This is a genomic window from Pseudomonas sp. UFMG81 (assembly GCF_015354575.1).
GTDB lineage: Bacteria > Pseudomonadota > Gammaproteobacteria > Pseudomonadales > Pseudomonadaceae > Aquipseudomonas.
On sequence record NZ_JACAFQ010000011.1, the window covers coordinates 81,036 to 94,641 of the forward strand.

The window sequence follows — 13,606 nt, forward strand, 5'->3', positions numbered from 1 at the left end:
CCTCAGGCGGGCGGCGTGACCGGCTGCCCGCCCAGCAAGGCGGCGAAGGCCCGCGCCATCGCCGAGCCTTCGCCGCTGCGCCGCACCAGCCACACGGCGGTGTCGGCGCCCTCGTCCAACAGGGTGCGGTAGACCACCCCGTCGATGCGCATGCGCTGGAACGACGCTGGCAGCACCGATACCCCCAACCCCGCCGACACCAGGCCGATGATGGTCATCGCCTCCCCCGCCTCCTGGGCGAAGTGCGGGCTGAAACCGGCCTGGCGCGCCAGGCTCAGCAACTGCGCATGCAGGCCGCTGCCGTAGCTGCGCGGGAAGAACACGAAGGGCTCGTCGGCCAGGGCCTGCATGTACAGCCCCTGCTCGCTGCCCTGGGCCAGTGGGTGCGAGGCATTGAGCACCACTACCAGCGGCTCGCGCAGCAACTCGGTGGCCACCACCCCTTCCGGTAGCGGCATCGGCCGCATCAGGCCCACTTCGATGGTTTCATCCAACACCCCCTCGGCGACATCGCGGCTGCTCAGTTCCTTGAGGTTCAGGTGCACTGCCGGGAACTGCTGGCGGAATGCATGCAAGGCCTTGGGCAGCCTGGAGGTGAAGGGCGCCGAGGAGGTGAAGCCAATCTTCAGCTCACCCAGTTCACCCAGCTGCGCACGCCGTGCCACATCAGCGGCTTTCTCCACCTGGGCCAGCACCTGGCGGGCTTCGTCGAGGAACAGCCGTCCGGCCTCGCTCAGTTCGACCCGACGGTTGGTGCGCTCGAACAGGCGCGCGCCGAGCTCCTGCTCCAGGGCCTGGATTTGCTGGCTCAGCGGTGGTTGCGAGATACCCAGTTGCTGGGCGGCGCGGCCGAAGTGCAGCTCTTCGGCCACGGCGATGAAATAACGCAGGTGACGCAGCTCCATGGCGGGCTCCGAACAGGTCGTCAAACGTCTTAAACAGGTCGAACAATATATTGGATCTAATCAATAGCCAGCTATATGATTTTTTCCATCGCAACGCCCGAGGTGCCCCTCCGTGAGATCTGCCGCCGCCCCCCTGCCTGTCGAACCCGAGCCTGTCTTCAACGACATCTGGATCGAAAAAGGCACCCCTGCCTTCATGAAAACCGTACTGGCCCTGTTCAGCGGCGGCTTCGCCACCTTCGCCCTGCTGTACTGCGTGCAGCCGATGATGCCGCTGCTGTCGCAGGAGTTCGCCATCAATGCCGCGCAGAGCAGCCTGGTGTTGTCGGTGTCCACCGCCATGCTGGCCATCGGGTTGCTGGTCACCGGGCCGATTTCCGACCGCATCGGGCGCAAGCCGGTGATGGTCTGCGCCCTGCTCTGCGCGGCCCTGGCGACCCTGGCCAGCGCGGTAATGCCGAGCTGGGAGCTGGTGCTGGCCAGCCGCGCGCTGGTGGGCCTGGCGCTGAGCGGCCTGGCGGCGGTGGCGATGACCTATCTGAGCGAAGAAATCCACCCACAGCACATTGGCCTGGCCATGGGCCTGTACATCGGTGGCAACGCCATTGGCGGCATGAGTGGGCGGCTGATCACCGGGGTGCTGATCGACTTCGTCAGCTGGCACACGGCGATGCTGGTGATTGGCGGCCTGGCGTTGGTGGCGGCCGTGGTGTTCTGGAAAGTGCTGCCCGAGTCGCGCAACTTCCGGCCGCAGACGCTGAACCCGCGCAGCCTGCTGGACGGCTTCGTCATGCACTTCAAGGATGCCGGGCTGCCCTGGCTGTTCCTCGAAGCCTTCCTGCTGATGGGCGCCTTCGTCACCCTGTTCAACTACATCGGCTACCGCCTGCTGGCCGGGCCCTATCACATGAACCAGGCGCTGGTCGGGTTGCTGTCGGTGGTGTACCTGTCGGGGATCTACAGCTCGGCGCAGGTCGGCGCGCTGGCCGACAAGCTGGGCCGGCGCAAGGTGTTCTGGGCCAGCATCGTGGTGATGGCCGGTGGGTTGCTGATGACCCTGGCCAGCCCATTGGCGCTGATCATCGTGGGGATGCTGGTGTTCACCTTCGGCTTCTTTGGCGCGCACTCGGTGGCCAGCAGCTGGATTGGCCGGCGGGCGCTGAAAGCCAAGGGGCAGGCGTCATCGCTGTACCTGTTCTGCTATTACGCGGGGTCGAGTGTGGCGGGGACGGCGGGTGGGGTGTTCTGGCACCAGTGGGGGTGGAACGGGATCGGGGTGTTCATTGGCAGTTTGCTGGGGGTGGCGTTGCTGGTGGCGGTGCGGTTAAGCAAGTTACCGCCAAAGACTGCCTGATCGCTGGGGCCGCTTTGCGGCCCTTTCGCGACACAAGGCCGCTCCTACAGGGGTACGCGTTTCCCTGTAGGAGCGGCCTTGTGTCGCGATGGGCTGCGCAGCAGCCCCTCATTCTTCAATCAGTTGATGATCTCTACGATATCCACATCCACCTCACGGCTCATGAGGTGCTTCTCCACCTCGCCGGTCAGCTTGACTTTGGTCTTGTCGTTGAACGGCGTCGGCGGCAGGTCTTCGTTGTCGATCTCGACGGTGATGGTGCCGGTGTTGTCCTTGAACTCGTACTTGTCGTCGTTGTTGATCTTCTTGGTCACGTAGCCTTGCAGCACCACCGGGGTGTCGTCGGCGGCGTCTTTAGCTGCAGCGACGGTGGTCACGGCCTGGGCGCCGGGGCCGGTGTAGCTGGTGGCCAGGGCGGCGGTGCTGAACAGCGGGGCGAGGATCAGGGCGAGGTATTTGGCTTTCATGGTGATCGTGTCCTGTTTGCGTTTTGATGGCACCAGATTAACGACGATCGCTGAATTGAAACTTAATGCAAAAAAAGCCCGGCACGTGGCCGGGCTTTTTCACGTTGCGCTTCGACTTACTGGTGATACTGCGCCGACAGCTCGTGCACGGCGTTGATGAACACGCCAGCGTGCTCTGGGTCAACTTCGGGGGTGATGCCGTGGCCGAGGTTGAACACATGGCCGCTGCCCTTGCCGTAGCTGGCGAGGATGCGCGCCACTTCCTTGCGGATGGCCTCGGGCTTGGCGTACAGCACGGTCGGGTCCATGTTGCCCTGCAACGCCACCTTGTCACCGACGCGGCGGCGGGCGTCGCCGATCTCGCAGGTCCAGTCCAGGCCCAGCGCGTCGGCGCCGGCCTCGGCGATGCTTTCCAGCCACAGGCCGCCGTTCTTGGTGAACAGGATCACCGGCACCTTGCGCCCTTCGTGCTCACGGATCAGGCCGCTGACGATCTTGCGCATGTAGTTGAGGGAGAACTCCTGGTAGGCCGCCGCCGACAGGTTGCCGCCCCAGGTGTCGAAGATCTGCACGGCCTGGGCACCGGCGAGGATCTGGCCATTGAGGTAGCTGGTGACCGACTGGGCCAGCTTGTCCAGCAGCAGGTGCAGGGCTTCGGGGTTGTCGTAGGCCATGGCCTTGGTCTTGCGGAAGTCTTTCGACGAGCCGCCTTCGACCATGTAGGTGGCCAGGGTCCAGGGGCTGCCGGAGAAACCGATCAACGGTACGCGGCCGTTGAGTTCGCGACGGATGGTACTGACCGCATCCATCACGTAGCCCAGGTCCTTCTGCGGGTCGGGGATCGGCAACGCCTCGATGTCCGCCGGGGTGCTGATGACCTTCTTGAAACGTGGGCCTTCGCCGGTTTCGAAGTACAGGCCCAGGCCCATGGCATCGGGGATGGTGAGGATGTCCGAGAAGAGGATGGCCGCGTCCAGCGGGTAGCGGTCCAGCGGCTGCAGGGTGACCTCGCAGGCGAACTGCGGGTTCATGCACAGGCTCATGAAGTCGCCGGCCTTGGCACGGCTGGCGCGGTACTCCGGCAGGTAGCGGCCGGCCTGGCGCATCATCCACACCGGGGTGACGTCTACGGGTTGCTTGAGCAATGCGCGAAGGAAACGGTCGTTCTTCAGGGCGGTCATAGCGATATCCGGCAGAATGGTGGGGGCATTTTCGCAGACCGCACGAGAAAAGGCACGGCAAGACACCGCGCCAATTTGTCTCTTCGGACAGGAAACCGCTAGGCCCCGCTCTGCTCGAAGGCATAGCCCAGCGCGAGCAAGGCTCGATCGCGCCATTGACCGCCGGCAAGATACAACCCGGCCAGCATCCCCTCGTCATCCCGCCCAGCGGGCACCATGAGCCCCGGATAGCCCGCCTGCGCGCCATACCCCATCAGGTTGCCCATCGGCAGGTCGACCAGCGCCTCGAGGTCATGGGCCTGGAGCGCGGTGTCGATCAGTGCACGACTCTGGTTGCGCAAGCTGTCAGCCAACAGCGAGTAGAACGGCTCGTTGAACATCAGTGCCTGGGCGCTTTCCAGCAAACCCTGGCCATGGCCTTCCGGCGATGGATTGGCCGCATTGAAGGCGATCACGTCGGCAAGGGTCTTTGGCCCGATGCCCGGTCGGCCCGCCAGGTAGTGTGCCAGCTCGCGCTTGAAGTCGAAGCGCAGCACCGCCAGTTGCGTCTGCATCAGCGGGGGAAAGACGAAATCGACCGGCACCAGTTTTGCACCGGCGCTTTCCAGGCGCCGCGCCAGCAAGGCAAAGGCAGGATCCTCGATCATCGCACCGCCCTGCGCGGTGACCGACGGGTAACCCAACCTGGCGCCCTTCAGCGCCTGCGCATCCAGGCCCGAGGCGTAGTCGATGAGTGAATCCGGTGCCCCTGCCGGCGCAGGCTCTGGCCTGTCCAGGCCGAACATGGCATCGAGCAGCAAGGCTGCGTCGGTCACCGTACGCGCCATGGGCCCAGGCGTATCCTGCCTGCTGGAGAGCGGTACCAGGCCGGATGTGCTGATCAGGCCTTGGGTCGGGCGCAGGCCCACCACCTGGTTCATGTAGGCTGGCCCCATTAGCGATCCATTCGTCTCGGTGCCCACGGCAACAGGCGCCAAGCCTGCACAAACGGCCACCGCCGAACCCGCGCTCGATCCGAACACCGGCCAGCCCTTGCCCAGCGCGCTTTGCGTCTGGCCACCACGGCTACTCCAGCCGTAGGGGGCCTGCCAATCGCGAAACCCCATCCATTCGGACATGTTGGCCTTGCCGAGAATGATCGCGCCCACGGCGCGCAGGCGCTGGACCAGGTAGGCGTCCGCCGGGGACGGTTGACCGACCAGTGCCAGCGAACCCGCACTGGTCTGCAAGTTGTCGCCGGTATCGATCGAGTCTTTGAGCAGCACGGGTATGCCGTGCAATGGACCACGGATTACCCCTCGGGCACGTTCGGTATCCAGGCATTCTGCGATATGCAGCGCGTCGGGGTTGGTTTCGATCACGGCCCTGAGCTGCGGGCCGCGCCGATTGAGCGCAGCGATGCGCGCGAGGCAGCGCTTGACCAGTTTGACGGAGGTCAGCGGGCCTTCGGCAAGGCGCGCCTGAAGCTGGGCGATGCTGGCGAAATCGTTGTCGTCCGGTTCGATGACCGAGGCGAACAACGGGCCATCGAAATCGGCTGCCGACGCATCGTTGAGAGGGAAAGGATGGGGTATTACATCAATCGGTGTTTGCTGCTTCGGCTCGTTCATTCATCTGATTCCTTGACTGAAATTTCTCTGCAATGGAGAACGCTTCGAGTCTCGGAATCAGTGAACTCAGGAGCCAGCCCGACATTTCGCCGGGCCGGGTAGGATCCGCCCTTTTTAATGTGCCCTCAATCACACACCCAGGTAATCGAGGATCCCCTCGGCCGCTGTCCGGCCTTCGAAAATCGCCGTCACCACCAGGTCGGAACCGCGCACCATGTCACCACCGGCGAACACTTTCGGGTTGCTGGTCTGGTGCTTGAACGTGCCCTTTTCCGGTGCCACCACGCGGCCCTGGCTGTCCATCTGGATGCCATGCTGCTCGAACCACGGCGCTGGGCTTGGGCGGAAGCCGAAGGCGATCACCACGGCGTCGGCCGGGAGGATCTCTTCAGAGCCGGGGATTGGCTCGGGGCTGCGGCGGCCACGGGCATCCGGCTCGCCGAGACGGGTCTCGACCACCTTCACGCCTTCGACCTTGTCCTCGCCGACGATGGCGATGGGCTGGCGGTTGTAGAGGAACTTCACGCCTTCTTCCTTGGCGTTCTTCACCTCTTTGCGCGAGCCCGGCATGTTGGCTTCGTCACGGCGATAAGCGCAGGTCACCGCCTTGGCGCCCTGGCGGATCGAGGTGCGGTTGCAGTCCATCGCGGTGTCGCCACCGCCCAGCACCACGACCTTCTTGCCCTGCATGTCGACGAAGTCTTCCGGCGACTTTTCAAAGCCCAGGTTGCGGTTGACGTTGGCGATCAGGAAGTCCAGCGCGTCGTGCACGCCCGGCAGGTCTTCACCGGGGAAGCCGCCCTTCATGTAGGTGTAGGTGCCCATGCCCATGAATACCGCGTCGTACTCGGCGAGCAGTTGCTCCATGGTGATGTCGCGGCCCACCTCGGTGTTCAGGCGGAACTCGATGCCCATGCCGGTGAAGACTTCGCGGCGATTGCTCAGCACGGTCTTTTCCAGCTTGAACTCGGGGATGCCGAAGGTCAGCAGGCCACCGATCTCGGGGTTCTTGTCGAACACCACCGGGGTCACGCCGGCACGCACCAGCACGTCGGCGCAGCCCAGGCCAGCAGGGCCGGCACCGATGATGGCGACGCGCTTGCCGGTGGGCTTGACCTTGGACATGTCCGGGCGCCAGCCCATGGCGAAGGCGGTGTCGGTGATGTACTTCTCCACCGAGCCGATGGTCACCGCGCCGAAGCCGTCGTTGAGGGTGCAGGCACCTTCGCACAGGCGGTCCTGCGGGCACACGCGGCCGCACACTTCCGGCAGGGTGTTGGTCTGGTGCGACAGTTCAGCAGCCGCGAGGATGTTGCCTTCGGAGACCAGCTTCAACCAGTTGGGGATGAAGTTGTGGACCGGGCACTTCCACTCGCAGTAGGGGTTGCCGCAGCCCAGGCAGCGGTGTGCCTGTTCCACGGATTGCGCGGGCTTGAAGGGTTCGTAGATCTCGACGAACTCCTTCTTGCGCTGGCGCAGCAGTTTTTTCTTCGGATCTTTACGACCCACTTCGATGAACTGGAAGTCGTTGTTCAGACGTTCAGCCATTTTTCAAAACCTCTTTACCGCAGTTGCCGGCATGCGCCGCAAGCTGCAAGACGATCACTTGAGCCGGGCCGGCCCCGCGCACGGGGCCGGCCACTTGCAGCTGTTGTTACTGCGGGTTGGCGCGGGTGCTGGACAGCAGTTGCTTGAGCGTGGCCGCCTTCGGCTTGACCAGCCAGAAGCGCCGTACGTAGTCGTCCAGGTTCTCCGAGAGCTCACGCCCCCACTCGCTGCCGGTCTCATCCACATACTCGCCCAGAACCCGCGCCAGGTGGCTGCGGTAGGCTTCCATCGCCTCACCACTGATGCGCTGGATTTCCACCAGCTCGTGGTTGAGTTTGTCGACGAAGCTGTTGTCCATGTCGAGCACGTAGGCGAAACCGCCGGTCATGCCAGAGCCGAAGTTGTAACCGGTCTTGCCCAGGACGCAGACAAAGCCGCCGGTCATATATTCACAGCAGTGATCGCCGGTGCCCTCGACCACAGCGTGGGCGCCGGAGTTACGCACAGCGAAGCGCTCGCCCGCGGTGCCGGCGGCGAACAGCTTGCCGCCGGTGGCGCCGTACAGGCAGGTGTTGCCGACAATGGCGCTGTGCTGGGTTTCGAACGGGCTGCCGGTCGGTGGCACGATGGTCACCTTACCGCCAGTCATGCCCTTGCCGACGTAGTCGTTGGCGTCGCCTTCCAGGTGCAGGTTCAGGCCACCGGCGTTCCACACGCCGAAGCTCTGGCCCGCGGTGCCCTTGAAGCGGAAGGTGATCGGCGCGGCGGCCATGCCCTGGTTGCCGTGCAGCTTGGCGATTTCGCCAGAGATGCGCGCACCGATGGAGCGGTCGCAGTTGCAGATGTCGAGGCTGAACTCGCCACCGGCCATGTCGCGGATCGCCGGCAATGCCATGGCGACCATCTTCTCGGCCAGCTCGCCCTGGTCGAACGGCGGGTTCTTGTCGACTTCGCAGAACTGCGGCTTGTCGGCCGGAATGTGCGAGCTGCCCAGCAGCGGCGTCAGGTCGAGGTGGCCCTGGCGCTCGGTGTCGCCCGGCAGCACGTCGAGCAGGTCGGTACGGCCGATCAGCTCGCCCAGGCTGCGCACGCCCAGCTTGGCCAGCCACTCGCGGGTTTCTTCGGCAACGAAGGTGAAGAAGTTGATCACCATGTCGACGGTGCCGATGTAGTGGTCCTTGCGCAGCTTGTCGTTCTGCGTGGCAACACCAGTGGCGCAGTTGTTCAGGTGGCAGATGCGCAGGTACTTGCAGCCCAGGGCGATCATTGGCGCGGTGCCGAAGCCGAAGCTCTCGGCGCCGAGGATTGCGGCCTTGATCACGTCCAGGCCGGTCTTCAGGCCGCCGTCGGTCTGTACCCGCACCTTGCCGCGCAGGTCGTTGCCGCGCAGGGTCTGGTGGGTTTCAGCCAGGCCCAGTTCCCACGGGGCGCCGGCGTACTTGATCGAGGTCAGCGGCGAAGCACCGGTGCCACCGTCGTAGCCGGAGATGGTGATCAGGTCGGCATAGGCCTTGGCCACGCCGGCGGCGATGGTGCCCACGCCAGCTTCGGCGACCAGCTTGACCGAGACCAGGGCCTGCGGGTTGACCTGCTTGAGGTCGTAGATCAGCTGGGCCAGGTCTTCGATCGAGTAGATGTCGTGGTGCGGCGGCGGCGAGATCAGCGTCACGCCCGGTACCGCATAGCGCAACTTGGCGATCAGGCCGTTGACCTTGCCGCCTGGCAGCTGGCCGCCCTCGCCGGGCTTGGCGCCCTGGGCCACCTTGATCTGCAGCACCTCGGCGTTGACCAGGTACTCCGGGGTCACGCCAAAGCGGCCGGTGGCCACCTGCTTGATCTTCGAGCTCTTGATAGTGCCGTAGCGGGCCGGGTCTTCGCCGCCCTCACCGGAGTTGGAGCGCGCGCCCAGGCGGTTCATGGCCTCGGCCAGGGCTTCGTGGGCCTCTGGCGACAGCGCGCCCAGCGAGATGCCGGCGGAGTCGAAGCGCTTGAGGATGGCTTCCAGCGGCTCGACTTCATCCAGCGCCAGGGCCTGGTCGGCCACTTTCACTTTCAGCAGGTCGCGGATCATCGACACCGGGCGCTGGTCGACCAGCGTGGTGTATTCCTTGAACTTGGCGTAGTCGCCCTGCTGCACGGCGGCCTGCAGGGTGTTGACCACGTCCGGGTTGTAGGCGTGGTACTCGCCACCGTGGACGAACTTGAGCAGGCCACCCTGCTGGATCGGCTTGCGCGCGCTCCAGGCTTCGGCGGCGAGCAGCTTCTGGTCGCTCTCCAGGTCTTCGAAACGCGCACCCTTGATGCGGCTCGACACGCCCTTGAAGCTCAGGCCGACCACTTCCTCGGACAGGCCGATGGCTTCGAACAGCTGGGCGCCACGGTACGAGGTGATGGTGGAGATGCCCATCTTCGACAGGATCTTCAGCAGGCCCTTGGAGATGCCTTTGCGGTAGTACTTGAACACTTCGTCCAGATCGCCCAGCACTTCGCCGGTGCGGATCAGGTCGGCCAGCACTTCGTAGGCCAGGTACGGGTAGACGGCCGAGGCACCGAAGCCCAGCAGCACGGCGAAGTGGTGCGGGTCACGGGCGGTGGCGGTCTCGACCAGGATGTTGCTGTCGCAACGCAGGCCCTGCTCGGTCAGGCGGTGGTGTACCGCACCGACGGCCAGCGAGGCGTGCACCGGCAGCTTGCCCGGGGCGATGTAGCGGTCGCTCAGCACCAGCTGGGTCTTGCCGCTGCGCACCGCTTCTTCAGCCTGGTCGGCGATGTTGCGGATGGCCGCTTCCAGGCCGACGCTCTGTTCATAGTTGAGGTCGATCAGCTGGCGGTCGAAGCCTTCGCGCTCCAGGTTCATCAGCGAACGCCATTTGGCGGGCGAGATGACCGGCGAGCTGAGGATCACCCGCGAGGCGTGCTCGGGGGACTCCTGGAAGATGTTGCGCTCGGCACCCAGGCAGATTTCCAGGGACATGACGATCGCTTCGCGCAGCGGGTCGATCGGCGGGTTGGTCACCTGGGCGAACTGCTGGCGGAAGAAGTCGTACGGCGAACGCACGCGCTGGGACAGCACGGCCATCGGCGTGTCGTCACCCATCGAACCGACCGCTTCCTGGCCCTGCTCACCGAGCGGACGCAGCACCTGGTCACGCTCCTCGAAGGTGACCTGGAACATCTTCATGTATTGCTTGAGCTGGTCGGCGTCGTAGCTGGCCGCGCCCTGGTCGTCGGTCAGCGTCGCCTGGATACGGGTGGCGTGCTGACGCAGCCAGCGCTTGTACGGGTGGCGCGACTTCAGGCGGTTGTCGATGGCGTCGGTGTCGAGGATCTGACCGGTCTCGGTGTCCACGGCCAGGATCTGGCCTGGGCCGACACGGCCCTTGGCCAGAACTTCCTCGGGCTGGTAGCCCCACACGCCGATTTCCGAGGCGATGGTGATGTAGCCGTTGGTGGTGGTCACCCAGCGTGCCGGGCGCAGGCCGTTGCGGTCGAGCAGGCACACCGCGTGGCGGCCTTCGGTCATGACGATACCGGCCGGGCCATCCCACGGCTCCATGTGCATGGAGTTGTATTCGTAGAAGGCGCGCAGGTCGGCGTCCATGGTCTCGACGTTCTGCCAGGCTGGCGGTACCAGCATGCGCACGCCACGGAACAGGTCGATGCCGCCGGTGACCATCAGCTCGAGCATGTTGTCCATGCTCGAGGAGTCGGAACCGACGCGGTTGACCAGCGGGCCGAGCTCTTCGAGGTCGGGGATCTGGTCGTTGGCGAACTTGGTGCGACGGGCCATGGCCCAGTTGCGGTTGCCGGTGATGGTGTTGATCTCGCCGTTGTGGGCGAGGAAGCGGAAGGGCTGGGCCAGCGGCCACTTCGGCAGGGTGTTGGTGGAGAAGCGCTGGTGGAACACGCAGATCGCGGTTTGCAGGCGCTCGTCACCGAGGTCCGGATAGAACGCCGCGAGATCGCGCGGCATCATCAGGCCTTTGTAGATGATGGTCTTGTGCGAAAAGCTGCAGATGTAGTGGTCGGTGTCGTGGGCGTTGGCCACGGACGAACGGCGACGAGCACTGAACAGCTTGATGGCGAATTCCTGATCACTCAGGCCTTCACCGCCGATGAACACCTGTTCGATCTGCGGCAGGCGCTCGAGAGCGAGGCGGCCCAGCACGCTGGTGTCGATCGGCACTTTGCGCCAGCCGACCAGCTTCAGGCCGGCGTTGACGATCTCGCGGTCCATGTTGGCGCGGGCAGCTTGGGCTTTGACCGGGTCCTGGTTGAAGAACACCATGCCGACGGCGTACTGCTTGGGCAGCTCGACGGCGAAGTGTTCCTGGGCCATGGCACGCAGGAAATGATCGGGCTTCTGCATGAGCAGACCGCAACCGTCACCGGTCTTGCCGTCGGCGTTGATGCCGCCGCGGTGGGTCATGCAGGTCAAGGCCTGCATGGCGGTTTGCAGAAGGTGGTGACTCGGTTCGCCCGTCATATGGGCGATCAGGCCGAAACCACAGTTGTCCTTGAATTCTTCGGGATGGTACAGACCTGTTTTCATAGACACTTTCTCACCAGGTTCACCTCTCAACCGGAGGCAAATCTCTTTTTTAACAACCACTTACCATCCACGCCGATCAAACGCCAGCTTTTTTGCGGTGGCCATGGAAAACCATTGTTGCACAGCGACAGCGATGCCCACAAATTTTCATGTCTCACCATTGAAAATTTATGTCGCAATTTTGAATGCTTTTGCGCCATGTGCCGTGGTAACGGCTTGGCTCGAGTCTGAAGCGTTTCAGCCATGACTGCAACTCGGGGCTTGTGGCCGGCAGTCTGGGACAGAAAAGCCTGCCGCACTTGAAGCGCAGCAGGCTAGTCGAAAGCTAGAAGTCGCTCAGCAACTGGGCGGCGGGGTGGTGCCGCCCGGAAGGTGTCAGCGGGCCGTGGCCAGCTCTTGTTGGACGCTGCCGACGGTACGTGGCCAAGGTTTACCAGCCTGGACCTTGGCTGGCAAGTTCTTGATTGCCGCAGCGGCGGCGTCACGGTTGGCAAAGTTGCCATAGGTGACCACGTATAGAGGCTTGCCCTGCAGGTTTTTCTTGAAGTAGCGATAGTCGCCACCCTGCGCCTTGACGAACGACTGGGCCGACGCCTCGGAGCTGGTACCGAACAGCTGCACCACATAGTTGCCGGGCTTCTGGCCTGCATACCAGCTGCTGTTACCGGCGCCACCAGCTGCCGGTTTTTCGACTGGCTTGGCCGCAGGCTTGGCGGCAGCGACCTGAGTCGGGGCTGGGGCAGGCTTAGCCGGCGCAACCGGTTTTGCCGGCTGGGTTGCGACTGGTTTCGGGGTAGGTGCAACCGGAGCGGTCGTCACAGGCTGGGCCGGTACCGGCGCAGGGCTGGCGGTCGCACCCTGCGGCGGTGCGATGGTGGTCACGGTGGGCGGCACAGTCGCCGAAGGGGCCGACGGCTGCAAGGCGGTATTGCCTGCCGGGCCACCCTCTTCGCCCTCACCCATACCAGCGGCCTGGGCCAGGGGCTCGCGCATGACTGGCTGCGATTGACCCACCAGCGGCAACGGCATGGGTTGCGACGAACCGGAGAATTCGATGGCCGGCGCGCCATTGCCACCCTGCCCCAGCGGCAGCTGGGCCTGGGCGGCAGGCACTTCGGCCGGGGCCTTGTCGCCTTTCTTCGGCATCAGGACCGCCGCACCAACGGCGACCACGACCACAGCGGACAGCGCAAGCACGTGTTTCTTAGGCATTTTGAACCCCATGGATGGTCGCTTCACCGTGGTGCGGCTGGCGATCATGGCTTCGATCAAGGTATCGCGAGCGACCTGGTTGATGGTCCCAGGCCACCCGTCGGAGTTTTCGTGGATGTCGACGATCTGCTCGCGGGTGAACACGTCGATGCCCCGTCCGGCGCCATCCAGGCGCTGTTCCAGGTACTCGCGGGTTTCCTCCTCGCTATAGGGGGCCAGCTCGATGATATGGAACCGCTCTTCATCGATGCTCAGCTCCTCCAGCCCTGCAATCAGCGAGGGCTCGCCGAACAGGAACACATGAGGACGCCCTTCGGCCACACCTGCCGCCAACTCCAGCAACGCTTGGAGTGCCGACTCGTCGAGTTGTTCCGCATCGTCCACCAGCAAGTAGACTTCCTGGCCGGTCAGTGCCAGTTGCACCACCTGCGTCAGGATCGCCTGCACTTCTGGCTGGGCCACGTTCAGCGCCTGGGCCACCTGGCCGAGCACGCTGGCAGCATCGGACGCACCACGGGCGGAAACCACCACGCTCTGCACCGACTGCTTGTTGGTGCTGGCCACCAGCGCTTGGCGCAACAGGGTCTTGCCGCTGCCCACGGGGCCGGTGACCACCAGCATCAGCTGGCTGTAGCGCGCCAGGTGGTGCAGCTGGCCGAGCACCGGCTTGCGCTGGGCGGGGAAGAACTTGAAACCGGGCACCCGCGGCGCGAACGGATCGTGGCTCAGCTGGTAATGATCGAGAAACGCCTCATCGGCATGCAGACTGGTCATTGC

Annotated in this window: 9 protein-coding genes; 1 reads left to right on the plus strand and 8 read right to left on the minus strand. The window is 64.4% G+C overall.

Going from position 1 to position 13,606, the window contains the following annotated elements; translation table 11 throughout:
- Nucleotides 1–2: 2 nt before the first annotated feature.
- A complete protein-coding gene (locus tag IX761_RS10710; RefSeq protein WP_194789564.1) occupies nt 3–905 on the minus strand; it encodes a LysR family transcriptional regulator in 903 nt (300 codons plus the stop codon).
- Nucleotides 906–1,017: 112 nt separating this feature from the next.
- Between IX761_RS10710 and IX761_RS10715 the strand changes: the two genes are divergently transcribed.
- Nucleotides 1,018–2,259 carry an MFS transporter gene (locus IX761_RS10715; RefSeq protein ID WP_194789565.1) on the plus strand — a complete coding sequence of 414 codons (1,242 nt, stop codon included), beginning with the start codon at nt 1,018–1,020 and terminating at the stop codon, nt 2,257–2,259.
- A gap of 119 nt (nt 2,260–2,378) precedes the next feature.
- Here IX761_RS10715 and IX761_RS10720 read toward each other — a convergent pair whose 3' ends face one another.
- From IX761_RS10720 to IX761_RS10750, 7 genes are all read right to left on the minus strand, one after another.
- On the minus strand, nt 2,379–2,726 hold the full coding sequence (locus IX761_RS10720; protein WP_194789566.1) for a YgiW/YdeI family stress tolerance OB fold protein: 348 nt from the start codon (nt 2,724–2,726) through the stop codon (nt 2,379–2,381).
- Between the two features lie 116 nt (nt 2,727–2,842).
- Nucleotides 2,843–3,907 (minus strand): uroporphyrinogen decarboxylase, encoded by a 1,065-nt coding sequence (hemE, locus tag IX761_RS10725; RefSeq protein ID WP_194789567.1) that lies wholly within the window; start codon nt 3,905–3,907, stop codon nt 2,843–2,845.
- Between the two features lie 98 nt (nt 3,908–4,005).
- On the minus strand, nt 4,006–5,517 hold the full coding sequence (locus tag IX761_RS10730; protein ID WP_194789568.1) for an amidase family protein: 1,512 nt from the start codon (nt 5,515–5,517) through the stop codon (nt 4,006–4,008).
- 129 nt (nt 5,518–5,646) lie between these two features.
- Nucleotides 5,647–7,065, minus strand: coding sequence for an FAD-dependent oxidoreductase (locus IX761_RS10735; RefSeq protein WP_194789569.1), 1,419 nt, complete (start codon nt 7,063–7,065; stop codon nt 5,647–5,649).
- Nucleotides 7,066–7,171: 106 nt separating this feature from the next.
- Complete coding sequence (gene gltB / locus IX761_RS10740; RefSeq protein ID WP_194789570.1) at nt 7,172–11,617, minus strand: glutamate synthase large subunit; 4,446 nt, start codon at nt 11,615–11,617, stop codon at nt 7,172–7,174.
- A gap of 26 nt (nt 11,618–11,643) precedes the next feature.
- Nucleotides 11,644–11,862, minus strand: coding sequence for a hypothetical protein (locus IX761_RS10745; protein ID WP_194789571.1), 219 nt, complete (start codon nt 11,860–11,862; stop codon nt 11,644–11,646).
- Nucleotides 11,863–11,992: 130 nt separating this feature from the next.
- The gene (locus IX761_RS10750; RefSeq protein WP_194789572.1) at nt 11,993–13,603 is read right to left on the minus strand and encodes an AAA family ATPase; all 1,611 of its coding nucleotides are present in this window, start codon (nt 13,601–13,603) and stop codon (nt 11,993–11,995) included.
- Nucleotides 13,604–13,606: the final 3 nt, after the last annotated feature.

Excerpts from the sequence above, each read along its gene's own strand:
- IX761_RS10710 (WP_194789564.1), bottom strand. The coding sequence starts at position 905 with ATGGAGCTGCGTCACCTGCGTTATTTCATCGCCGTGGCCGAAGAGCTG.
- IX761_RS10720 (WP_194789566.1), bottom strand. The coding sequence starts at position 2,726 with ATGAAAGCCAAATACCTCGCCCTGATCCTCGCCCCGCTGTTCAGCACC.
- hemE (WP_194789567.1), bottom strand. The coding sequence starts at position 3,907 with ATGACCGCCCTGAAGAACGACCGTTTCCTTCGCGCATTGCTCAAGCAA.
- IX761_RS10730 (WP_194789568.1), bottom strand. The coding sequence starts at position 5,517 with ATGAACGAGCCGAAGCAGCAAACACCGATTGATGTAATACCCCATCCT.
- IX761_RS10735 (WP_194789569.1), bottom strand. The coding sequence starts at position 7,065 with ATGGCTGAACGTCTGAACAACGACTTCCAGTTCATCGAAGTGGGTCGT.
- gltB (WP_194789570.1), bottom strand. The coding sequence starts at position 11,617 with ATGAAAACAGGTCTGTACCATCCCGAAGAATTCAAGGACAACTGTGGT.
- IX761_RS10745 (WP_194789571.1), bottom strand. The coding sequence starts at position 11,862 with ATGGCTGAAACGCTTCAGACTCGAGCCAAGCCGTTACCACGGCACATG.
- IX761_RS10750 (WP_194789572.1), bottom strand. The coding sequence starts at position 13,603 with ATGACCAGTCTGCATGCCGATGAGGCGTTTCTCGATCATTACCAGCTG.